The 21,996-nt window shown below is 63.8% G+C and carries 22 protein-coding genes; 11 read left to right on the top strand and 11 right to left on the bottom strand.

Going from position 1 to position 21,996, the window contains the following annotated elements; all coding sequences use genetic code 11:
* Positions 1-32 precede the first annotated feature (32 nt).
* The gene (locus AB0N65_RS19230; protein WP_364165390.1) at positions 33-482 is read left to right on the top strand and encodes an SRPBCC domain-containing protein; all 450 of its coding nucleotides are present in this window, start codon (positions 33-35) and stop codon (positions 480-482) included.
* A gap of 83 nt (positions 483-565) precedes the next feature.
* Complete coding sequence (locus AB0N65_RS19235; protein ID WP_216926600.1) at positions 566-967, top strand: YccF domain-containing protein; 402 nt, start codon at positions 566-568, stop codon at positions 965-967.
* Positions 968-989: 22 nt separating this feature from the next.
* Here AB0N65_RS19235 and AB0N65_RS19240 read toward each other — a convergent pair whose 3' ends face one another.
* From AB0N65_RS19240 to AB0N65_RS19255, 4 genes are all read right to left on the bottom strand, one after another.
* Positions 990-2,687 carry a sialidase family protein gene (locus AB0N65_RS19240; protein ID WP_364165394.1) on the bottom strand — a complete coding sequence of 566 codons (1,698 nt, stop codon included), beginning with the start codon at positions 2,685-2,687 and terminating at the stop codon, positions 990-992.
* 8 nt (positions 2,688-2,695) lie between these two features.
* Entirely contained in the window at positions 2,696-3,451 is a 756-nt protein-coding gene (locus AB0N65_RS19245) for a 2-phosphosulfolactate phosphatase (protein WP_364165397.1), read from the bottom strand.
* Complete coding sequence (locus AB0N65_RS19250; protein ID WP_364165399.1) at positions 3,448-4,317, bottom strand: DUF4031 domain-containing protein; 870 nt, start codon at positions 4,315-4,317, stop codon at positions 3,448-3,450. Before AB0N65_RS19250 ends, AB0N65_RS19245 begins: the two co-directional genes overlap by 4 nt.
* 175 nt (positions 4,318-4,492) lie before the next feature.
* A complete protein-coding gene (locus tag AB0N65_RS19255) occupies positions 4,493-5,827 on the bottom strand; it encodes an FAD-binding oxidoreductase (protein ID WP_364165401.1) in 1,335 nt (444 codons plus the stop codon).
* A 233-nt stretch (positions 5,828-6,060) separates the two neighbouring features.
* On the opposite strand from AB0N65_RS19255, the gene AB0N65_RS19260 reads away from it, so the two are divergent.
* From AB0N65_RS19260 to clpB, 5 genes are all read left to right on the top strand, one after another.
* Positions 6,061-6,465 (top strand): TOBE domain-containing protein, encoded by a 405-nt coding sequence (locus tag AB0N65_RS19260; protein WP_364165404.1) that lies wholly within the window; start codon positions 6,061-6,063, stop codon positions 6,463-6,465.
* Entirely contained in the window at positions 6,462-7,280 is an 819-nt protein-coding gene (gene modA / locus AB0N65_RS19265) for a molybdate ABC transporter substrate-binding protein (protein WP_364165407.1), read from the top strand. Before AB0N65_RS19260 ends, modA begins: the two co-directional genes overlap by 4 nt.
* A gap of 22 nt (positions 7,281-7,302) precedes the next feature.
* Positions 7,303-8,115 carry an ABC transporter permease gene (locus AB0N65_RS19270; protein ID WP_364165410.1) on the top strand — a complete coding sequence of 271 codons (813 nt, stop codon included), beginning with the start codon at positions 7,303-7,305 and terminating at the stop codon, positions 8,113-8,115.
* Positions 8,112-9,206 carry an ATP-binding cassette domain-containing protein gene (locus AB0N65_RS19275; protein WP_364165413.1) on the top strand — a complete coding sequence of 365 codons (1,095 nt, stop codon included), beginning with the start codon at positions 8,112-8,114 and terminating at the stop codon, positions 9,204-9,206. The genes AB0N65_RS19270 and AB0N65_RS19275 overlap by 4 nt, the downstream gene beginning before the upstream one ends.
* A 182-nt stretch (positions 9,207-9,388) precedes the next feature.
* A complete protein-coding gene (clpB, locus tag AB0N65_RS19280; protein ID WP_364165416.1) occupies positions 9,389-12,046 on the top strand; it encodes an ATP-dependent chaperone ClpB in 2,658 nt (885 codons plus the stop codon).
* A gap of 9 nt (positions 12,047-12,055) precedes the next feature.
* Here the strand turns inward: clpB and AB0N65_RS19285 are convergent, their stop codons facing one another.
* The gene (locus tag AB0N65_RS19285; RefSeq protein WP_364165419.1) at positions 12,056-12,805 is read right to left on the bottom strand and encodes a septum formation family protein; all 750 of its coding nucleotides are present in this window, start codon (positions 12,803-12,805) and stop codon (positions 12,056-12,058) included.
* Positions 12,806-13,047: 242 nt separating this feature from the next.
* On the opposite strand from AB0N65_RS19285, the gene AB0N65_RS19290 reads away from it, so the two are divergent.
* From AB0N65_RS19290 to AB0N65_RS19300, 3 genes are all read left to right on the top strand, one after another.
* Positions 13,048-13,272, top strand: a complete 225-nt coding sequence (locus tag AB0N65_RS19290; protein WP_364165422.1) for a DUF3073 domain-containing protein — start codon at positions 13,048-13,050, stop codon at positions 13,270-13,272.
* Between the two features lie 240 nt (positions 13,273-13,512).
* Positions 13,513-14,295, top strand: coding sequence for a VOC family protein (locus AB0N65_RS19295; RefSeq protein ID WP_364165425.1), 783 nt, complete (start codon positions 13,513-13,515; stop codon positions 14,293-14,295).
* Complete coding sequence (locus AB0N65_RS19300) at positions 14,292-15,062, top strand: VOC family protein (RefSeq protein WP_364165428.1); 771 nt, start codon at positions 14,292-14,294, stop codon at positions 15,060-15,062. The genes AB0N65_RS19295 and AB0N65_RS19300 overlap by 4 nt, the downstream gene beginning before the upstream one ends.
* A 79-nt stretch (positions 15,063-15,141) precedes the next feature.
* On the opposite strand, the gene purM is transcribed toward AB0N65_RS19300, so the two are convergent.
* The 6 genes from purM to AB0N65_RS19330 form a co-directional block, all read right to left on the bottom strand.
* Positions 15,142-16,305, bottom strand: a complete 1,164-nt coding sequence (purM, locus tag AB0N65_RS19305; protein WP_364165431.1) for a phosphoribosylformylglycinamidine cyclo-ligase — start codon at positions 16,303-16,305, stop codon at positions 15,142-15,144.
* A complete protein-coding gene (gene purF, locus AB0N65_RS19310) occupies positions 16,302-17,945 on the bottom strand; it encodes an amidophosphoribosyltransferase (protein ID WP_364165434.1) in 1,644 nt (547 codons plus the stop codon). The genes purM and purF overlap by 4 nt, the downstream gene beginning before the upstream one ends.
* 147 nt (positions 17,946-18,092) lie before the next feature.
* Positions 18,093-18,458 carry a hypothetical protein gene (locus tag AB0N65_RS19315; protein ID WP_364165437.1) on the bottom strand — a complete coding sequence of 122 codons (366 nt, stop codon included), beginning with the start codon at positions 18,456-18,458 and terminating at the stop codon, positions 18,093-18,095.
* Positions 18,459-18,538: 80 nt separating this feature from the next.
* Positions 18,539-18,880: a hydroxyisourate hydrolase gene (gene uraH / locus AB0N65_RS19320; protein WP_364165440.1), complete on the bottom strand. Its 342-nt coding sequence runs from the start codon at positions 18,878-18,880 to the stop codon at positions 18,539-18,541.
* The gene (uraD, locus tag AB0N65_RS19325; protein WP_364165442.1) at positions 18,877-19,386 is read right to left on the bottom strand and encodes a 2-oxo-4-hydroxy-4-carboxy-5-ureidoimidazoline decarboxylase; all 510 of its coding nucleotides are present in this window, start codon (positions 19,384-19,386) and stop codon (positions 18,877-18,879) included. Before uraD ends, uraH begins: the two co-directional genes overlap by 4 nt.
* A gap of 195 nt (positions 19,387-19,581) precedes the next feature.
* Complete coding sequence (locus AB0N65_RS19330) at positions 19,582-20,415, bottom strand: phosphatase PAP2 family protein (protein WP_364165445.1); 834 nt, start codon at positions 20,413-20,415, stop codon at positions 19,582-19,584.
* Between the two features lie 170 nt (positions 20,416-20,585).
* Here AB0N65_RS19330 and AB0N65_RS19335 point away from each other — a divergent pair, with 170 nt between their 5' ends.
* The gene (locus AB0N65_RS19335) at positions 20,586-21,680 is read left to right on the top strand and encodes an alanine--glyoxylate aminotransferase family protein (protein WP_364165448.1); all 1,095 of its coding nucleotides are present in this window, start codon (positions 20,586-20,588) and stop codon (positions 21,678-21,680) included.
* Positions 21,681-21,996 lie beyond the last annotated feature (316 nt).

Raw genomic sequence — 21,996 nt, forward strand, 5'->3', positions numbered from 1 at the left:
CAACCTGAAACGTATGGACACAGGAGTCACGTATGAGCACGGACCAGCACACCCTGACCATGACCCGGGAATTCGATGCTTCCCGCGAACGGATTTTCGAAGCCTGGATGGACCCGGACAAGCTCACCAAGTGGTTTGGGCCGGTTGAGGTGGAGGCTCCCCGGGACAAGATCATCGTTGAGCCACGTGTCGGCGGCATCCGGCAGGTCGTCATGGCCTGGACTGACGAGAACGGGCAGCAGGAGGCCCCCATCGAAGCTGTCATCGAGGCTTTGGAACCCCCGGCCCTCCTGGTGGCGAAGGCCAAGGCCGCGCCCGACGCCGACCATGAGTACGAAGAAATGCGCCTCGAATTCGAAGACCTGAACGGTCGTACCCGCATGCACTTGACGCAGGGTCCGTTCGCTTCCGAGGAGTGGGTTGAAATGACCCGGGACGGCTGGGGGACTTCCTTCGACAAACTGGATGCAACACTGGCCTAGGTCATCCAAGCGCCTGCAAGTCAGGGTTGGTTCAGGGCAGACCCCTAGGCTTTTTGTCGGCCCGGCAGGAGAGAATGGGGACTATGAAAACGCTGCTCAACATCATTTGGCTGGTCTTCGGCGGGTTCTGGTTGGCCTTGGGTTACTTTGCGGCAGGCATCATTTGCTGCGTGCTGATCGTGACCATTCCATGGGGTATCGCTTCCTTCCGGATTGGCGCCTACTGCCTGTGGCCTTTCGGTCGGATGGTGGTGGAGAAGCCGGGAGGTACAGGCGTCTTCGCGCTGCTTGGGAACGTGATTTGGTTGCTGGTTGCCGGCATCTGGATCGCGATCGGGCACGTGGTCACCGCCTTTGCCATGGCTATCACGATCATCGGTATCCCGCTGGCCATCGCCAACCTGAAACTGATCCCCGTTTCACTCATGCCCTTGGGCAAGCAGATCGTGCCGACCAACCAGCCGTTCGTCAGCACCTACCGCTAGGGCACCTACCGCTGGCCAGTAGCTAAAAGGCAGCCACGGCGCCGGTGCGCAAATCGAATCGGAACTTCCGCATCGAACGCAGCCGCCCGCCGTCGTCCCCTGCTGCTTGGATGGTCTCCGCTGCTTGGATGGGCTCCACAGTGAAGGTGAGGACCAACTCGCCTTCCCGCATGTCCGATTCCGTGACGGTGTAGGTTGGCGTGAAGTACAGCGCGTGCCCACCCGGTGCCAGGTCCGCGGGCGGGAATTCGCCGGGGTTGTGGTGCGGTCCGCGGAGCACGACGCCGGCAATTGGCTGGGTGCCTTGGTTGCGGACCCGTCCGGTGAAGGCCAGGATGTCCCCGACCTTGTAGCCCGGGACTACGGGGCCGTAGTTGAGGTCCTGGGCTTCGCGGGTGCCAAGGACCTGGTCCTGCCCGACGTAGCCTTGGCCGATTTCCTTCCACGTTTGCACGTCCCATTGCCCGTTGCTGGTGGACGGGATCACGTGGAACTCACCCACGTTCTGCCACGTCCGGGGCCTGCCGGGAGTGATGGAACGGAGTTCCATGTCAAAGACCAGTCCGGTTGCGTTTGGAGCCGCAGCATCGCCGGGCAGTGCGGCCAGCCGGTCTGTCAGTTGCTCCGCGGGCACTGACACGAAGACGATCTCACGGTAGCCCTGCCGTTCATACATCACGCCGATATTCCCGTTCGGCAGGCGTGTTGCGGTTGAGTATGCGGAGCTGCCTTCGCAGAGCACCAGTTTGGCCGGCCACGTTTCACCGTTGTCGGGGGAGAGGCTCAAGACGGTGTTCCGACGCAGGTGCGGGTCCTGGTTGTTGGTGGCGATCAACCACTTTGCGGTGTCGGGCGACGCAAAGGAGGTGACACCGGGCAGGCCATCGAAGCGCGCCAGTGAGCCGTTGTCGCTGGGATCGGGCAGGCCGGGAACGGGAATCAGTGAGCTCCACGTGTGGCCCCCATCCTCGGAGATGGCCGACAACCGGCAGGGCGTGGCCCGGGAGTGCAACAGTAAACGCCCGTCGTCGAGGCAGGCGACCTTGTTCTCGTTGGGTCCGATGCCATCAGTGCCCGTGCCGATGAGTTCGCCCAGGGTCCATGTCTCCCCGTGATCATCGCTGTAGGCGGAGGCGGCCATGATGGAACCCTCCACCAGCAACACGTATTGCTGCACGAGCCGCCCCCGAAAGGGGCCTGTGTGCACGTGGATGCCCTGCCCGGCAGCGGCGAAGAGTCCTGTAATGCCGCGGTTACCGAGCTTGAGCTGGCTGGTGAGCCGACGATGCTGCCAGGTGCCGCCGTCGTCGTCCGAGAAGCTGACGTCCGCATGCTGAACTTTGCTGTCCGGCTCCAGACCGGCGACGGCTTCGAAGAAGCCGGCGTGCGTTCCTGAAGCGTGGAACATGAAGATCCGGCCCGTCTCCGTATCCACCAGCAGGCTGGGATCGCCGTATCCGTCCAGGCCTTTGCCGCTGCGGACCACCTGCTGGTCGGTCCAGGTCTCCCCGTTGTCGAAACTCCGCCGAAGGAGGAGGTCGATCGTGTTGGGGAGGTCGTCCAGGTTCGGCCTTCCATCGTAGGCGGCCAGGACGGTTCCGTGCGTACTCACGGCGAGGGCGGGGATCCGGTATTGCCTGTAGCCGCCCGACCCGCGGACGGCGAGGACGTGCTCCACGTCAGGAACAGCATTGGCTGGGCGGGGGAGGTAGGAGGTCACACCTCCAACTATAGTGCCGCTCGATATGCGCCATCCTGCAGCAGGGCCACGATGGAGCTGCCATCCAACTCAGCCGCAATCCCGACATCCTCCCCAAAGCCCGTATCCACCAGTTCCCTTCCACTGGAACAGCCGCGGAGGATGGCTTTGATCCGTGGCTCGGCAGCGTTGAAAGCCGCGGCCGCCGACTCGGCCTCCGGAGCAAGGCCACGACGCCCCGCAGCGGTCAATCCGGCGATGAAGGCCCCTGCGCCAAGCTCGTCTTCAAGTGCCGGTCGGAGAGCTCCGTTGGTCCACTTCTCGCCGGCGGCGATCACGGCAATCACAGCATCGGCCGGCAGGGTGGCGTGGACCCAGTCTGCCGTGGCAGCTGCATTGCGAAGGCACACAGCCGCCACCTGCCGGGCCGTGCTTGCGAGGTGGTGGCTCAGTGCCGAGCCGTTGGGGGAGGGCAGCACCACGCGCTCCAGGTGTGACGCACGGCGCAGGCTCAGCGGCGAGAGGCTCAGGCCTTCGGAACCCCGCGGGCCTGCCAGTACTGCCCCGTGGTGGGCTGCGAACTCGCTCGCCGCAACGTCCCGCATCGGAAACGGAAACACGTGCGCCCCGCGATCAACTGCAACGCTCACGCACGTGGTGAACGAAAGGACGTCAACCACCACCGCAAGGTCAGCATGCGGCGCTACCGCACGGGCGCCGTCGAGCCCCCATTCAAACCGCACTGAGGACGGCAGTTGCCGCTGCGGGGCGCCCGGCTCGCTCATGCGAGTTCGGCGGCGAGGTTGCGGCGCGCGGCGTCGAGCCAGAGCGCTTTGGCGCGTTCGCCGTGGAACAGCGGGTCCAAGGCCAGCAGGTGGCGGACGACGGCGGCACGCCCCTTCGCGAAGTCGGCGTCGCTCACGTGGGCGTAGTCTTCGCGGACGGCGGACAGATAGCGTGCGTATGACAGTTCGTCACCGCCGAGCACCGAGAGGTCTGCGTCGCAGAGGAGTGCCCCGGCATGGTCCCCGGGCTCAGGGTTGTGGCTGGCAGTGAGTCTCACCAGCCGGGCCACCTCCGCCACGTCTTCCGGGGCGAGGCGGGCAGCGGTCAGCCGGTCCTCCGCAAGGCGCGCCGACTCTTCCTCATCCTGCCCGGCTACACCCTCGTATACGGCGTCGTGGAACCAGGCGGCCAAAGCCACAGTGCGGGCAGGCAGGGCAGGCTCGGTGAGGATATCCAAGGCTTCGAGGACGGCCAGGAGATGAGTGCGGCTATGGTACTTTCGGCCGTCTTCGCCCCAACGCTCCAACAATTCAAGGCCGAGCTCCTCATGGCCGGGATACGTACTGTTCCAACGAACCATCAGGGGCACTGTGAGGGCCTTGCTGCGTTCGCGGGCTGGAATCCGCAGGCCGCTGCCGATGAGTTTGCGGACCAGGACGCGGGCTTCAACCGGGATGGCACCTGCCTTGATGAGGTCGTCGTACCGCCGCTCGGGCACATCGTAGTGATCGCCGTCGAAAGCCCGCTCGGGAACTCCCGCCGCGGCCGCGAAGGCGTGCAGCTCGTCGAGCGATTTGTCCGAGACCAAATGGGAGAACACCGTGCCGTGCGCGGGCCATAGGGGCGGATCAACATATACGGCCATGGCCAAAGTGTACCCAAGCCATCCTTCCCGGTTACCGGCCGTCGGGGCGGCTACCGCCGAACTACCGCCCCGGAAACACGGGCTTCTCTGCCAATGCTGTTCACGGTAACCGGGAAGGAGCACAGGGCCTGCCGGCTCAGGTCCGGCCAGGCCGCAAGGCTCGGTGGCGCAGGGGTCAGTGCTCGGCCGGCAGGATGTTCTGGTTGCCGCGGAACACGTTGTCAGGATCGAACTCGCGTTTGACCAAGGAGAGCCGCCTGTAGTTCTGCTCCCCGTAGGCGGCCATGATCCTGTCCTGGCCTTCGTCGCCGATGAAGTTCAGCCAAACCCCGCCGGTGGTGTGCGGGGCAATGTCCTGCCGGAACTGCTTGACCCAGGCTTTGGCTTCCTGCCCACCTTCCGGCGTCTCGGACAATCCGAACGGGTGGCTGACCCAGGCAGCCCCTCGGTGTTGCAAAGGCGTGTTGGCTGCTGCGGGCCCACCCACGGCTCCGCCCCAACGTGCAACGAGTTGCTGCGAGTGCGGTCCCGGAAGTCGCTGTGCCGAATCAATCAGGAGGTCCAGGGCGTCGTCGTTAAGTTCGTTGTGATAATCGGCGCTCCAGTAGTTGTAGTGGTCCGGCGGGTCGTCGATCATGCACTGGAAGTCGGCGTATCCCATGGGAGACACGAGGTCGACCGCCGGGCCCAGCTCCTTGAACGGCTTTGCATGTTCCTCGCCGGCTTCCACATCGCCTGCATACACGTAGGCCATGCCGACGGCGAGCTTCCCCACCATGTCTTCCGGGACAAACTCTTCCGGCGGTGCAGTGAGATATACGAGTGCTGTCCCGACAGCGTCCGGCGCATCAAGGGCCAGCCCTCGGAAAGCACGGGACAACTCCGGTGCAGCCTCGCCGGGGAACAACATCAGCCCTGCCATCACCGTGGGACCAAGATCGTGCAATTTGAAGGTGAGGGACGTCGCCACGCCAAAGTTTCCTCCGCCGCCATGGAGTGCCCAGAAGAGCTCGGGATTCTCACCGGGACTGGCCGTGACCCGTTCTCCAGCAGCGGTCACCAGGTCCACGGAGAGCAAGTTATCGCAGGCGAAGCCGTAAGCGCGTTCCAGCCAGCCCGAGCCGCCGCCCAGCGTGAACCCTGAAACGCCCGTAGTGGAGGCGCGGCCCCCTGTGACGGCGAGCCCATGCTGCTGGGTCGCACGGTCGAACTCGCCCCACGTGAGTCCGGCGCCTGCTGTGACGGTTTTGGCCTCAGGGTCCACGCTGATCGACTTCATGGGCCTTACGTCAATGACCAGCCCGTCATCGTTCGTGGACATGCCGGCCACTGAATGCCCGCCCGAACGCACCGCCACGTCCAAGTTGTGGATCCGGGCGTACTTGAGGGCCTCAGCCACCTCGCCAGGATCGGAACATTTGGCGATGACGGCAGGACGCCGGTCAATCATTGCATTGAAGAGTTTTCTGGCTTCGTCGTAATCCGGGCTGTCCGGTCGGATCCATTCCATGGGACGCTCCTTCGCGCCTGAGACTCTCTCCCTAGATCAGGGTACGGCGGCGGCTCCTGCTGGGCCATGGGTAGGGCTTACGGATTGCTTTCGGCTGCTTCGGGGAACGTACGACGACGGCGCTCGGCACGTGCGGCGACAGTGCCGAGCGTTTCCGCCGCCGCTTCGAGTCACATTGCGTTTACGGATCACTTTCTTCCTGATTTCCTCATCTTCGGATCTAAACTGTTCCCATGCCGCAAATGCGAATTTCTGAGGCCGCCCGGTTCCTCGGTGTCAGTGACGATACCGTGAGGCGTTGGACCGACAACGGTACACTCACCGCGAAGAAGGATTCCGCGGGACGTCTTGCCGTGGATGGGCTGGAGCTGGCCACCCTTGCCCGGAACCAGTCCCACCTCCAGGAACACCATGCGGGAAGCTCAGCCCGGAATCGCTTCGTTGGGCTCGTCACGGGTATCACGGCGGACAAAGTCATGGCCCAGGTAGAGCTGCAGTGTGGTCCGTTCCGCGTGGTGTCGCTCATGAGCAGCGAAGCGGTTCGGGAGCTGGGCCTGGAACTCGGGTCCGTCGCCACGGCCGTTGTCAAGGCAACCACCGTCATCATCGAAACACCCCAAGGAAAGAGCCTCACATGAGCAGAGTTCACAGACCCCTGGCCCCTTTCCTGGCCGCAGCTTTAGTGGCGGCGGGGGCTCTGGGCCTTGCAGGATGTGCCGGAGGACCAACGAACCCCGTGGGAACAGCCACGGCCGGCACCTTGGGCGGCACCCGGCCCGCAGGTACCGTCAGTGTCTTCGCAGCGGCGTCCCTCAAGGCAACCTTCACCAGGTTGGCCGAGGAATTCGAAGCGGCGAACCCCGGCACCAAGGTGGTTTTGAACTTTGCCGGCTCCTCGGACCTCGTCACCCAAATTACGCAAGGTGCTCCTGCGGATGTCTTCGCGTCCGCTGACGCTAGAAACATGGCCAAGCTTGCCGACGCCAAGCTCCTGGACGGCGCGGCGACCAACTTCGCCACCAACGTCCTGGAGATCGCCGTCCCACCCGGCAACCCGGCGTCGATCTCTTCCTTCTCAGACCTCGCGAAACCGGGGGTGAAGGTGGTGGTCTGTGCGCCGCAGGTCCCTTGCGGCAGCGCCGCGGAAACGGTGGGGAAAGCTGCCGGAATTACGTTGAACCCTGTCAGCGAGGAAGCTTCGGTGACGGACGTGTTGGGCAAGGTGACGTCCCAGGAGGCCGACGCCGGACTGGTGTACGTGACCGATGTCAAAACTGCCGGGGATAAGGTCCAGGGGATACCTTTCCCGGAGTCGGACAAAGCCGTTAATACCTACCCGATTGCCACCACAAGTACCAGCACGAACAAGGAACTCGCGGAAGCCTTCATTGCCCTCGTTACAGGAAGCGAAGGAAAGAAGGTCCTGAACGACGCCGGATTCGGGACACCGTAGCGACCATGAAGAAGTGACGGCCATGGCAAAACACGGAACGCGCGGCTACCAGTCCGTCCCGCGGTGGATCTACGGCATAGCAGCGGTCGGGGGATTATTGGTGATGCTCCCGCTCGCCGCGATGCTGTTGCGGGTGAACTGGGCGCAGTTCATTCCGCTCATCACCTCGGATTCATCGATTGCCGCACTGGGCCTGAGCCTGCGGACGTCAGCAGCGAGCACCCTCTTGTGCGTCGTTCTCGGGGTTCCTTTGGCGCTCGTGCTTGCCCGCAGCGAGTTCACTGGTCAGCGGTTACTGAGGGCGTTTGTCCTCTTGCCGCTGGTGCTGCCACCCGTCGTCGGGGGTATCGCCTTGCTGTACACGTTCGGGCGGCAAGGCCTGCTGGGGAAGTCCCTCGAACTCGCCGGAATCCAGATTGCGTTCTCAACCACGGCCGTGATCCTCGCCCAGACTTTCGTGGCCCTGCCGTTCCTTGTGGTCAGCCTCGAAGGAGCCTTGCGGACGGCCGGAAGCAAGTACGAAGCGGTTGCCGCGACCCTCGGCGCCCGGCCCACCACGGTGCTTCGCCGCGTGACTGTACCGCTTGTCCTGCCCGGGCTCGCTTCAGGGGCTGTGTTGTCCTTTGCGCGAAGCCTGGGCGAGTTCGGTGCGACTCTCACATTCGCAGGAAGCCTGGAAGGCGTGACCAGGACGCTTCCGTTGGAAATCTACCTGCAGCGGGAGACGGACGCGGACGCCGCCGTCGCTCTTTCCCTGGTGCTGGTGGCCGTCGCGGCGGCGGTGGTCGGGCTCAGCTACGGCAGGAAGCGCCAGCCGATGAAGGCGCTGGTATGACCTTCGAACTGACAGCGCACCTTCCCTCGCGCAACTTCGACATGTCCGTCACCCTCGCAGAGGGCCAAACCGTAGCCATCCTCGGTCCCAATGGTGCCGGCAAATCCACGCTGCTCGGAGTCATCGCCGGGCTGCTGCGGCCGGAATCAGGTTCCGCCCGGATCGGCAACAGGGAGCTGTTCAACCTCGACGGCGGCACGCGCCGTTGGAGCGCACCCCACCTTCGGGGAACCGCGCTCCTTGCCCAGGACGCGTTGCTGTTCCCCCACTTGAACGTGCTGGACAATGTGGCCTTCGGGCCGCGAAGCAAGGGAACACCGCACGTCAAGGCCCGCGAGGTTGCACGGCACTGGCTGACCGAAGTCGATGCTCTTGACTTGGCTGCAAGGAAACCCGCTCAGCTTTCCGGTGGACAGGCGCAGCGCGTGGCTGTCGCCCGGGCGCTCGCAGCTGAACCGGAACTCCTGCTTCTGGACGAACCCATGGCAGCGCTCGATATCCACGCCGCACCCTTGCTGCGCCGCGTGCTCAAACGCGTGCTCCAGGACCGCAAAGCCATCATCGTCACGCACGACGTCCTGGACGCCTACATGCTTGCCGACCGCGTCATCGTGGTGGAGGACGGCCGCATAGCCGAGGAGGGCCCCACCCGCGAAGTCCTGGAACGGCCCAGAAGCCACTTCGCAGCCGGACTCGCCGGACTCAACCTCGTCAGCGGAACCATCACCGAGGAAGGAGTGACCACGCCGGATGGCCGGGTTTTCGCGGGACAGCACGATCCCGAGTGGTCACCCCGCCCCGGCCAGGCAGCCGTGGCGGCGTTCCCGCCGTCGGCCGTTTCCGTCTTCCTGGGTGATGTGCACGGAAGCCCCCGCAATTCCTTCCCAGTCACCATCACGGACCTGGAGCCGCACGGCGACCAGATCCGGGTCCGTTCAGTGGCCGCGGGGGCTGACCGCGCCGGTGGTAGCACGCAGCGGGCGTTGTCCGCGGACATCACCCCGGCGGCTTCGGCCGATCTCGGGTTGGCTCCCGGAATGCAGGTGAGGTTCGTGGTGAAGTCGGCGCTGGTGTCGATCTACCCGGGCTGACTCATGCCGGGAAGGTCGAGGGCTTCGTAGACGTGGCGACCCCGGAATCCACATACCCATGGTTTCGTGTGGACAGCAGTTTCGCCGTGGGCAAACATGGAACCCAGTGGACCAAAAATCAAAGTTGAGCGTAGTAGACTCAACTTTGAAAGCATTGGACCTACTCCAGAAAGGGAACTCTTTTGGACGTCAAATTCACCACCAAGAGCCAGGAGGCCCTTTCTGCGGCCGCCATGAACGCCTCTACTGCGGGGAATCCCCAGGTGGAGCCGGCGCACTTGCTCAAGGCCCTCATGGATCAGCGCGAGGGTGTCGCTGTCGCGCTGCTGCGCGCCACGGGCGCGGACCCGGACGCCGTGAGCGTTCAGGCAAGTTCAGCTATCAAGGCGCTGCCATCTTCGTCAGGCAGCTCGGTCCAGCAGGCCCAGCTCTCCCGGCCATCGCTGCAGGCCATCCAGGCCGCCCAAAACGAGGCCGACAAACTCGGCGATTCCTTTGTCTCCACGGAGCATCTGCTGCTGGGGCTCTCGGCCGGAAGTGACGCCGTCGGAAAGTTAATGCGCGACGCCGGTGCCTCCCATGAAGCACTTCTCGCCGCCCTGCCTGGTGTCCGGGGCGACCGCAGGGTGGACTCGCCGGATCCCGAGAACACTTTCCAGGCTTTGGAAAAGTTCGGAACGGACCTCACCGCAGTTGCCCGTTCCGGCAAGCTGGATCCCGTGATCGGGCGGGACAGCGAGATCCGTCGCGTAGTCCAGGTCCTGAGCCGTCGCACCAAGAACAACCCGGTGCTCATCGGTGAGCCGGGCGTTGGCAAGACGGCCGTCGTCGAAGGCCTCGCCCAGCGTATGGTGGCGGGGGACGTGCCGGAGAGCCTGCGAGGCAAGACCCTCATTGCCCTGGACCTTGCCTCGATGGTTGCCGGAGCCAAGTACCGCGGTGAATTCGAGGAGCGCCTGAAGGCAGTCCTTGAAGAGATCAAGAACTCGAACGGCCAGATTGTCACGTTCATCGACGAGATCCACACGGTGGTGGGTGCCGGCGCTACCGGCGAAAGCGCCATGGACGCCGGCAACATGCTCAAGCCCATGCTCGCTCGCGGTGAACTCCGGTTGATCGGTGCCACCACACTGGATGAGTACCGTGAAAACATCGAGAAAGATCCTGCTCTGGAGCGCCGGTTCCAGCAGGTGTATGTTGGCGAACCGAGCGTGGAAGACACCATCGGTATCCTCCGCGGACTCAAGGAACGTTACGAGGCACACCACAAAGTGGCCATCGCCGACTCTGCCTTGGTGGCAGCAGCAACACTGTCCAACCGCTACATCTCCGGACGCCAATTGCCGGACAAGGCTATCGACCTCGTTGATGAAGCGGCGTCCCGGCTGCGTATGGAGATCGATTCCGCGCCGGAAGAGATTGACCAGCTTCGCCGCGCCGTTGACCGTTTGACCATGGAGGAGCTTGCCCTGCAGGGCGAGACCGACCCCGCATCTGTTGAGCGGTTGGCCGCTCTCCGGGCCGACATGGCGGACAAGAAGGAAGCCCTCAATGCATTGAATGCGCGTTGGGAGGCCGAGAAAGCCGGGCTCAACCGGGTTGGTGACCTCAAGGCCAGGATCGACGAACTGCGATCCGCCGCGGAAAAACATCAGCGCGAAGGTGACCTGGAATCGGCCTCGCGGATTCTTTACGGAGAGCTCCCCGCCCTGGAACGCGAGCTGAACGCGGCTGCGGAAGAGGAATCTGCCCGGAGCGAGGGAGAACCCGAGCTCATGGTGGCCGAGGAAGTGACGGCGGACGATATCGCCGAGGTCATCTCGGCATGGACGGGCATTCCAGCCGGTCGCATGCTGCAGGGCGAATCACAGAAGCTCCTGCACATGGAAGAGGAACTCGGGAAGCGGCTCATCGGCCAGACCAAGGCCGTTCAGGCTGTATCCGATGCCGTTCGCCGTGCCCGCGCAGGCATCAGCGATCCCAACCGCCCCACGGGCTCCTTCCTGTTCCTGGGTCCCACAGGCGTCGGCAAAACCGAGCTGGCCAAGGCCCTTGCGGACTTCCTCTTTGACGACGAGCGCGCCATGATCCGCATCGACATGTCCGAGTACAGCGAGAAGCACTCTGTGGCCCGCCTGGTCGGTGCACCTCCGGGATACGTCGGCTACGAGGAAGGGGGGCAGCTGACCGAAGCCGTCCGTCGTCGGCCTTACTCCGTGGTGCTGCTGGATGAAGTGGAAAAGGCCCATCCTGAGGTCTTTGACATCCTTCTGCAGGTCCTCGACGACGGCCGCCTCACCGACGGCCAGGGCCGCACAGTGGATTTCCGCAACACCATCCTGGTGCTGACATCCAACTCCGGAAGCCAGTTCCTTGTAGATCAATCACTGGATGCCAAGGCCAAGCGGGAAGCTGTGATGGCTGTGGTGCAGGCATCGTTCAAGCCGGAGTTCCTCAACCGCTTGGATGAGATCGTGCTGTTCGATCCCCTCTCGGTGGAGGAGCTTGCGCGGATCGTGGAACTGCACGTGGCCGAACTTGGTCGACGCCTTCACGACCGTCGCCTGAGCTTGGAAGTCACGGACAGTGCCCGCGCCTGGTTGGCAATGTCCGGCTACGACCCCGCCTACGGGGCACGGCCGCTGCGCCGCCTCGTCCAGCGCGAGATCGGTGACCGCCTGGCCAGGGAGATCCTCGCAGGGGAGATCAGCGACGGTGACACCGTGTTGGTGGATACTGCCGCCGACGTCGATGAGCTCACCATTGCGGGACTTGAGGCACTGGCGGATTCCGACGGCGGCGATTCGGTGGGCACGGGACTCTCCGTTCGCCGGAAGTAGTCAGCGGGGCTACCGCTCGAGGAGGTCTTCGGTGATGGTGTTGCCTGACTCCACCACGATGAAGCAGTCCACCCTGCGGTCGCCCCGGTCCCAACTGGTAGTGCTCGGGTAGACGTTCTGTTGCAGCAGGACGTACTTGTCGGCAGCCGCCCTGTCCAGCTTCACCGTGCCGCAGACCTCACGGCCCTTTTCCCGCAGCGCATTTGTGCCGGGGAACGAGTCGTCCTGGGCGTACGTGTGAATGGCGCCGAGCTGGGCTGAATGCTCGGTGTCGCACGCTACTGCACGGGCCTTCGAGGTGTTGGGATCGAAGTCGGCAAAGCAGTCGCCAACTTGGAAGTCCTTCGCCTCCGTGTCACGAGGGAGCGGTCCGAGCGATACGGTGGGGCTGGGCGTAGCGACAACCGCCTCCGGCCGGGTGCCGAGCAGGTTCAAAAGCACCCAAATGACCACGCCAATCAGGATCAGGACGCCAATTACAATCCCACCGATGACCCATCGTTGACGTTTTACCGGGTCTCCGTGCGGGGCAGGCTGTTCCTGATAGGCAGGGTCCGGTTGCTGGGCGCCATACCCCGGCTGGTCGCCATGCCCCGGCTGGTCGGGGAAGCCCGGCACGGGAGGGTATCCAGGCTGGCTGGGATACACCGGCTGGGTGGGAGGAGCAGTTTCCGGTGGCACATCGGGCGCAGGCGGCACCCGTTCCTCGCCGTCATCGCGTGGTGTTCCGTCACGTGGGGGAGTCTTATCCTCGCTCATGTTTCAGGGGTGCCTTCCTGCTTCGGAGCCGCATTGAGGCAGACTCTACCCAATATTTGGGTGCAGCGGAGGTGCTTGGCCGTGCTTTTGCCCGCGGCTCGCAGGTGCGAGGGGCGTCGGTGGCACGCAGGCACTCCCGAAACCATGTAATCTAGACATACGACAAATTGACCAAACATTCCGGGGCCTCACCGATCGCCAAGGTGACCACCTCCGGTCCAAGTACAAAAGGGGGTCACGCCATGGGGCGCGGCCGTCAAAAGGCAAAAGCTACCAAGCAGGCTCGGGATATCAAGTACTACTCCCCGAACACTGACTACTCGGCACTTGAGCGTGAGCTCACGGGCCCATCCAGTCGTGCAAAGAGCCACTTCCCAGAAGATCCTCCGGAGCCGGACTACTCGGCTTATGAGGACAAGTACGCGGAAGACGATGACGACGAGGTAGACACCCGCCGTATCGGATAGCTGTCGCAGCCAGCAGGTGCCCTTGGGCACTGAGTTGCGTACCGCCGTCGTACATCAAGGTCGTCGTGCATCTCCGGATGCCGAAAATCTCTGAAGAAGGCCCGTAGGGCACGCCGTTCATTGGCGTACCTACGGGCCTGCTTTCGCTTAAGCTCTCCCGCGAATTGGGCCGGTGCGTTGTCCTTGTCAAAACCCGGTACTAAGTTGATGAAGGACGCAGCTCATCGAAAGGGAACGCCAATGCCGGAGGTCGAGAGTTACAAGCAGGGAACGCCGTGTTGGGTTGACCTGTCCTCCACAGACATTGACGTCTCCAAGCGTTTTTACGGCGACCTTTTCGGCTGGGAGTTGGACGCCATGGACGCCGGCAACGGCATGACTTACTTCATGGCCAAACTCCGGGGCCGTTACGTGGCCGGCATGATGCAGCAGATGCCGGACGCACCGGAAGGGATGCCTTCCTATTGGGCCAACTACATCGCCGTGGATTCCGCAGACGAGGCAGCCCAGCGCGCCGAGGCTGCCGGCGGCACCATCCTGTTCCCTCCTGACACCGTGCCAAACGGGGGCGGACGGATGTTTTTTGCCGCAGATCCCACCGGGGCGCAGATAGGTTTTTGGGAGGCAGGGTCCCACCATGGCTCCGGCATCGTCAACGAGCCCGGCACCATGATCTGGAACGAACTCCAAACGGACGACGTCCCCAAGGCCCTGGCGTTCTATGAGGCAGTCACCGGCTGCACTAGTACTACCGCGCCTGCCGGCGACCTTCAGGAATACACCAGCATCGTCGTCGACGGCGCCCGGGTGGGCGGCGCTCTGAAGCTGCCCATTGAGGGTCTTTCGCCGTTCTGGATGACGTACTTCAGCGTGGTGGACGTTGATGCCACGGTTGAGCAAGCCGTCGCGATGGGAGGCCACGTGATTTCACCGGCTTTCGACGTCCCGGGGATCGGTCGGATGGCCGTACTCATGGATCCGGCAGGCGCAGCCTTCAGCATCATGTCAGGACTGCCGGAATGACCACGAGGACCAAGTATGCAAGCGGCGAGCCGTGCTGGGCGGACCTGCAGACCAAGGATGTTGCCGCGGCCAAGGACTTCTACGGGAAGCTGTTCGGCTGGACGTTTACGGACTTGCCGACGCCCGATGGCCGCACCTATGCCCAGGCGTTCATCGGCAAAGACCTGGTGGCGGTCATTGCACCCCAGAATCCGCAGCAGGAGGCCGCGGGGACGCGGGGTCAGTGGAATATCTACCTGGCTGCCACGGACGCCGAGGAGATCGCCGAAGACGCCGTGCACGCAGGAGGGAAGCTCGAGTTCGGACCGGAGCAGGTAGCCGACACCGGAGTACTGGCGTTTATTGCACCGCCTGCCGGTGGAACCACGGGAATCTGGCAAGCAGGCACACACGTCGGGAGCCGACTCTACAACCAGGCCGGTGCCCTGGCGTGGGCGGAGTTGTCGACTCCTGAACCACAATCAGCCGTGGCGTTCTTCCAGCAGCTTTTCGGTCATGAGGTCACCGAATACGCCCAGGACGACGGCGGCAGTTACAGCACGCTGATCGTCAACGGTGACGAAGTGGCCGGCATAGTCCCTGCCGATGAAGGCGAGGAGGCCGTTTGGCAGATCTACTTTGGTGTTGCGGACGTACGGAAATCCGTTGAAACGGCCACCTCCGCTGGTGGCCACGTTTTGGTGGAACCGGAGGACCAGCCGGAAGCCGGATCCCTGGCCACCATTGAGGATCCGCAAGGCGGGGTGCTGAGCCTCATTCAAATCTAGGGCGGGCAAAGCAAAAGCGCGGGCGGGCAGTTGAGGTGATCAACTGCCCGCCCGCGCGTTTGCTGAGGCGACAACCCGCTTAGGCGTAGGCGTTCACCAGACGGACGGCGCCGCCGTCGACGCCCTTGGCACCCTGGACGTAGTCCGGGCCGGTCTTGTCGATGGAGACCAAATCAGTGTCGGCAGTTACCGTTCCCATGATCCAGGACGGCAGGCCGCGCTCGTTGAGGCGGGCAACTGCAGCGTCTGCAGCCTCCGGGGACACGATTGCGACCATGCCCACACCGAGGTTCAGTGTGCGCTCGAGGTCTGCCAGCGGCACGTTGCCGAGTTCGGAAACCAGCTTGAAGATCGCGGGGAGTTCCCATGTGGCGCGGTCAACGGTGGCGACGAGTCCCTGGGGCAGGACGCGTGCCAGGTTGGCGGCCAGGCCGCCACCGGTGACGTGGCTGAAGCCGTGCACGGCGGCACCTGCCGTGACGGGGAAGGTGCGCGCCAGGTCAAGGCAATCGGCTGCATAAACGCGGGTGGGTTCCAGGAGCTCTTCGCCGAGCGTGCGGCCGAGTTCGGAAACCTGGCGGTCCAAGGCCCAACCGGCGTGGTTGATGACGCGCCGGACCAGGGAGTAGCCGTTGGAGTGGAGGCCGGAGGACGCCATGCCGATCACGACATCGCCGGCACGGACGCGGTCCGGACCGAGCAAAGCGTCAGCTTCGACTACGCCGGTAGCGGCACCGGCGACGTCGTACTCGTGCTCACCCAGGAGGCCCGGGTGCTCTGCGGTTTCGCCACCCACCAGGGCGGTACCGGCAACGGAGCAGGCAGCGGCGATACCGCGGACGATGTCAGCGATGCGCTCCGGGACGACCTTGCCGCAGGCGATGTAGTCGGTCATGTAGAGCGGCTCAGCGCCCACCACGACGATGTCATCCACCACCATGCCGACGAGGTCGAAACCGATGGTGTCATGGATGTCCATGGCCTGCGCGATGGCAACCTTGGTGCCGACACCGTCCGTGGAAGTCGCCAGCAACGGCTTCTTGTAGGTCAGCAGCTTGGAGACGTCGTACAAGCCGGCGAAACCGCCGACGCCGCCGATCACCGAGGTGTTGTGGGTCGCCTTGACGGCGTCCTTCATGAGCTCGACTGCGCGGTCGCCCGCTTCGACGTCGACACCCGCTGAGGCGTACGTGATGCCTGTTGCATTCGGGGTGCTCTCAGCGGCTGGGTTTGCGGAGGTCATACAGACTCTTTCTTGTCGGCGTCGGTCAAACGATCAGCGTCGGTCAGGAGGTTCTCGAATTCGGCGTCGGGTCCAGGATCGCAGCCTGTGGCTCCCGGCTTTTCGGCGGGGTCCTGGGTGTCGGAGGGATCCGAGACCGCGTCAGCGGTGGGCTCGATGGGAGCCAGACCGCCCAGGTCCGTACGCTCCAGCAGGTTCTTGCCCAACTTGTCCGCATGCGGCAACTCGATGGGGTACTTGCCCGTGAAGCATGCGGTGCAGAGACGTTCCCGCGGCTGCTGGGTTGCACCGATCATGCCGTCCTCGGAGATGTAAGCCAGCGAGTCCGCGCCGATGGCCTGGGAGATCTCGTCAATGGTGGCGCCGTTGGCGATGAGCTCGGCGCGGGAGGCGAAGTCGATGCCGTAGAAGCAGGGCCACTGGACGGGCGGCGAGGAAATCTTGACGTGGACTTCCTTGGCGCCGGCTTCACGGAGCATCCGGACGATGGCCCTCTGGGTGTTGCCGCGAACGATCGAGTCGTCCACCACCACAACGCGCTTGCCACGGATCACGGATTCCAGAGCGTTGAGCTTGAGGCGGATACCGAGCTGACGCAGGGTCTGCGACGGCTGGATGAACGTACGGCCCACGTAGGCGTTCTTGACGAAGCCGTGCGCGAAGGGGATGCCGGACTGTTCGGCGTAGCCAACAGCAGCCGGCGTGCCGGACTCGGGCACGGGGATGACGATGTCGGCCTCGTGGGTGTTCTCGCGGGCCAATTGGCGACCCATCTCAACACGGGATTCGTACACGGAGCGTCCGGCGATCGCGGCGTCCGGGCGGGCGAGGTAGACGTATTCGAATACGCAGCCGGCAGGTGTCGGCTCGGCGAAGCGCTGCGAGCGGACGCCCTCTTCGTCGATGGCGATGAACTCGCCGGGCTCGATCTCGCGGATGAAGCTCGCGCCCACAGTCGCCAGGCCGGCCTGCTCGGAGGCAACAACCCAGCCGCGGTCCAGGCGGCCCAAACACAGCGGCCGGATGCCGTAGGTATCGCGGGCTGCGTAAAGCGTTCCTTCGTCCATGAAGACAAAGCAGAAGCCACCCTTGATCTTGGGCAGCAGTTCCAGCGCCGTCTGCTCCAGGGTCTTGCCCTCTTCGCCTTCAAGCAGCGCGGTCACCAGGGCGGTGTCCGAGGTGTTTCCCTGCTTCATCTCACCAGTCAGCTGACCTTCGTTCCGTTGAAGGATCATCTCGCGGAGCTCAGCGGTATTGGTCAGGTTGCCGTTGTGAGCCAAGGCAACCGTGCCGGTAGCGGTTGCACCCAAGGTGGGCTGCGCGTTGGCCCAGTGGCTTGCACCGGTGGTGGAGTACCGGCAGTGGCCCACGGCCAAGTGTCCGGTGAGGGTGTTGAGGGTAGTCTCGTCAAAGACCTGGGATACGAGGCCCATGTCCTTGTAGACGTTGATGCGCTTGCCGTCACTGGTAGCAATACCAGCCGACTCTTGTCCGCGGTGCTGTAGCGCATACAGCCCGTAATAGGTGAGTTTTGCTACTTCTTCACCGGGAGCCCATACCCCGAAGACGCCACAAGCGTCCTGGGGGCCTTTTTCGCCGGGGAGAAGATCATGAGAAAGTTTTCCGTCGCCACGTGCCACTGGTCGATTGTCTCATGTTGTGGCCGTGGTAAGTTCCCGCTCCGGCTTTGTGACCCCTACATCAGGCGCGACACGCAGAAAATGCGGCATGTCTCACATTGGTGCCCTGCTCAGTACCCCGGCGAAGAGGCGGGTATCCCGCCTGACTCAGCGTCCGCCGTCGTGCTCTGGTCCCTCATCCGGAACCGAATCGGGGACGGCCTCCACCACCGCGCGTTGCGCGCGCTTGACGCTGAGGCGGTCCAGGACGAGGGCGAGAATCGAGAAAAGGATGACGCCACCGGCCGCGCAGGCCACCAGGAAGAAGCCGAAGACCGTGCTGGCGTCGAAAGCGGGGTCGGCGGGGCGGCCGTACGCGATGATGGCAGCCACGATCGCCCCCACGATCGCGCCGAGGATCATGAACGGGACGAACCTGGGTGCCCTGCGGACGGTGATGTCCCGGCGTGCCTGTGAGCCGGTGGTGTTTGCAGGTTCGTTTCCGGAAGTGGGGGTGGTGTCCTCAGAAGCCATGTCTTCCAGCCTACCGTTCCGGGTGTACAGGAAATGCCCCCTGGCCGATGGCTAAGGGGCATGTGCTGTCAGCAACCGCGCTAGCTGCCGCGGTATGTGGAGAACGCGAACGGGCTGAGCAGCAGCGGCACGTGGTAGTGCTCGCCGGCGTCCGAGACCGTGAAGTTCAGGTCCACTTCGGGGAAGAACGTCTCGGTACCCAGGCCTGCATAGTAGTCGCCGGTGGCGAAGTTCAGCCGGTACGCGCCGCCTGGAATCCGCTCCGGGCCCAGGTTCTTGATGCGGCCGTCGGCGTCGGTTTCGCCCTTGCCCACCAGTGTCCAGTTGTCACCTTCGCGGACGTAAAGTACGACGGCGACACCCGCCGCCGGGCGCCCGGAACCGGTGTCGAGGATATGGGTTGTAACCTGTGAAACACTCATGCGTTGGCTCCTTCGCTGACCAGGCCCGAGAGGCGCAGCAGTGCGATCTCGCGCAGCTGTTCAGCCACGATTTTGTCTTCTTCTGCGGGGGTGTGGGTGAGGCGTTCCTGGAGTGAGTCGAGGATTTCCCGGGCGCTGCGTCCGGCGGCCCGGATCAGGAACACGCGGCCGAACTTCTCCTCGTAGGCCAGGTTGCCCTCTGCAAGGGCTGACGCCACCGTTTGGTCTGCCGGGTCCACGCCGGACTGCTCCGAGCGGGACATGGCTGCCTCAGTGGTTTGGGCTTTGGGTCGTTCGCCGATCCTTGGGTGGTGGGCGAGTGCGGATTCGACCTCCGCCGGCGTGAGCGGCTCGGCGGCTTTGCTTGCCTGCTCCAGCAACTCGTCCACGCTGTTGAACGGGCGGGCATCTGCGATGGTTTCCACCCAGCGGTCGATATCCAGGCAGGGGGTCAGGAGTTTGATCGCCTCGTCCCGGTCAACACTGTTGAATACTGCAAGCTCCATGCTTGTATGTCCTCGTGCAAATGCTGGCATCCATGGTGTGGGCTATGCGGAACTCCGGCCTGTGAGCCGGAGGAAGCGTGCGGCTTCTATCTCATTCCGCATCATGGAACTGTTATTTCAGCATACGTAATTAGTTAAGCCGAGGTGTGAGCCCGGTGTCAAGACATTACCCTGCTGGAGTAGCTATGCCGGCTGCTACGCCGGAGCGGCTGCGCTGGTCCGGCGCGTCCGAACGGTGAGGTAGAGCCGGTGGGCAGTGATCACCAGTGACAGCCACGCTATACCCAAGGCCCACGCAGCCAGAACGTCCGTCAACCAGTGATGCCCAAGGTACACGCGGCTGATGCCCATGGTTGTTGCGAAGGCTACGGCCACGAGCACCGTGATGATCCGGGCTTTCGCCGTCTTGAGTCGCAGGATGATCAAGTACGCCACGATCCCGGCGATCACAGTGGCGTTCAAGGTGTGTCCGCTGGGGAAGGAAGGCGAGTGTTCGAAGGGCGGGATGGCATCCAGCAGGTCCGGACGGGTCCGCCCGAAAAGGCGCTTGCCGGCCACGGTCATCAGCAGGGACCCAAGACCCGCAGTGAGCATAAGGATGACCGGGGTCCAGGACCGGCGGCGTGTGGCCAAGCCAACCATGATGCCCACGGCGAGGACGGGCATCCCGACAGTTCCGCCAACGTTCGTGTAACCCGTCACTGCGGAGTCGAGTTCGGGGGAGCGGACTGTCTTTGCGGCATCGAGGAAAGGATGATCCAGGCCAGCCACGCCATTGGCCTCGACCACGGATTCGTAGACTTCACCGAATATCAACGCCAGGGAGAGGGCGATCACCAATCCCACGCCCAGGGTGATGACCAAGGCAGCGTACGGCCCCAGAAGTCTTGTGACCCGTTGAGCGCCGCTGGCCATGATCCGGCCGACAGGCGATTTCCAGCGGGTCAGATCCTTTCCGGCAACAAATCTGTCCTGGCTGACCTCGCCGCGGACACCCGTCTCCGGCGACTCTTTTCCTTCAGTCGTCACTCTCGTCCTTTGCTCGGGGTGGGCCTCCACAATGGTGAGTAACCTTAGCATTTGAGGCTTTGCGTTGTGTGGCCCGCTCTGCGCCCCATGGGGAGATCTTGGCACGCAGAGCGGGCCCCACAGCGTTGATTGAGGCAGAATGACCTCATCCAGCTGAAGGAGTTGCGCGCATGCCAGACATTCTGACGTCCAGGTTCCTGTTCGGCCCCGGACCGAGCAATTGCTACCCCGAAGCGATGGCAGCCTTGGCGTACCCAGTGCTGGGCCACCTCGATCCGGCCTTCATCGAGCGGTTGGATCGCACCTGCGAGGGACTTCGGAAGGTTTGGGGAACGTCCAACGCCAGGACGCTGCCTTTGAGCGCAACGGGTTCCGGCGGGATGGAAGCGGCGTTCGTCAACACCGTGAGCGACGGCGACGTCGCGGTGATCGCGGTGAACGGGCTGTTTGGCGCACGCATGTGCGAGGTTGCCCGGCGCTGTGGGGCAACTGTGGTGCGCGTCGATCATGAGTGGGGTCAGCCTGTGGATGCCGATCGTGTACTCTCGGCCCACCCGAATCCCAAAGTAATTGCCGCGGTACACGCTGAAACATCGGTTGGCGTCTTATCCGACATCGGGGCACTTGGCGCCGGCAAGGGTGACGCCCTGCTGATTACCGATGCTGTGACGTCCATCGGCGGACTGGAGCTCCTTGCAGATGACTGGGGCATCGACGTCGGATATGCCGGAACCCAGAAGTGCCTCGGCGTGCCTCCGGGACTTTCGCCTTTCACAGTTTCGGACCGCGCCTTCGAGCGGCGCGTCCAGGATCCGCGCTCCTGGTACCTCGACATTGGGCTGCTGGGCGGCTACGTCGGCGCGGCCAGCGGAGCGCGCACATATCACCATACTGCGCCGGTCACCATGATCGCCGGCCTCGAAGCGGCGCTCGATCGCATCCTTGCCGAGGGCCTCGACGCCGTTCAGGCTCGCCACCGGGCCGCCGGAACCGCGCTCCAGGACGGCTTGCAGGAGATGGGCCTGGAACTGTTTGCTGCAGAAGGGTCGCGGCTGCCCAGCCTCACCACCGTGAAAGTGCCCGACGGCGTCAACTCGGCCGCCGTCCGCGCTTACCTTTTGGAGCACTTCAGTATGGAAATCGGTTCCGGTGTGGGCGAGTTCGCGGACACGGTTTGGCGCATCGGCATGATGGGTCCGAACGCGAACAGTGCATCCGTGACCCTGGTGCTGGGCGCGCTGAAAGAGGCAATCGCCCGCGCCTGACCCTTCGTGCCTCACCACCCGCGCCTACCACCAACGCTCTCTCACCGATGGCCCCCTTTGGGCCGGTCGCTCTCTCACCGATGGCCCCCTTGGGCCGGTCCCTCTCTCACCGATGGCCCTCTTGGGTCGGTCGCTCTCTCACCGATGGCCCTCTTGGGTCGGTCGCTCTCTCACCGATGGCCCCTTTGGGCCGGTCGCTCTCTCACCCCCAAGGTGACGTGACTGCGGTCGTCAACTTTTTGAGACAGGTTCGTTGTTTGTTTTGGTTAGGCGGCCAGTGGTTGCTGGGCGCGGGTTTGGTGGTTGGTGTGGGCTT

The sequence above is a fragment of the Paenarthrobacter sp. NPDC089322 genome (assembly GCF_040684895.1).
Taxonomy (GTDB): Bacteria; Actinomycetota; Actinomycetes; order Actinomycetales; family Micrococcaceae; genus Arthrobacter.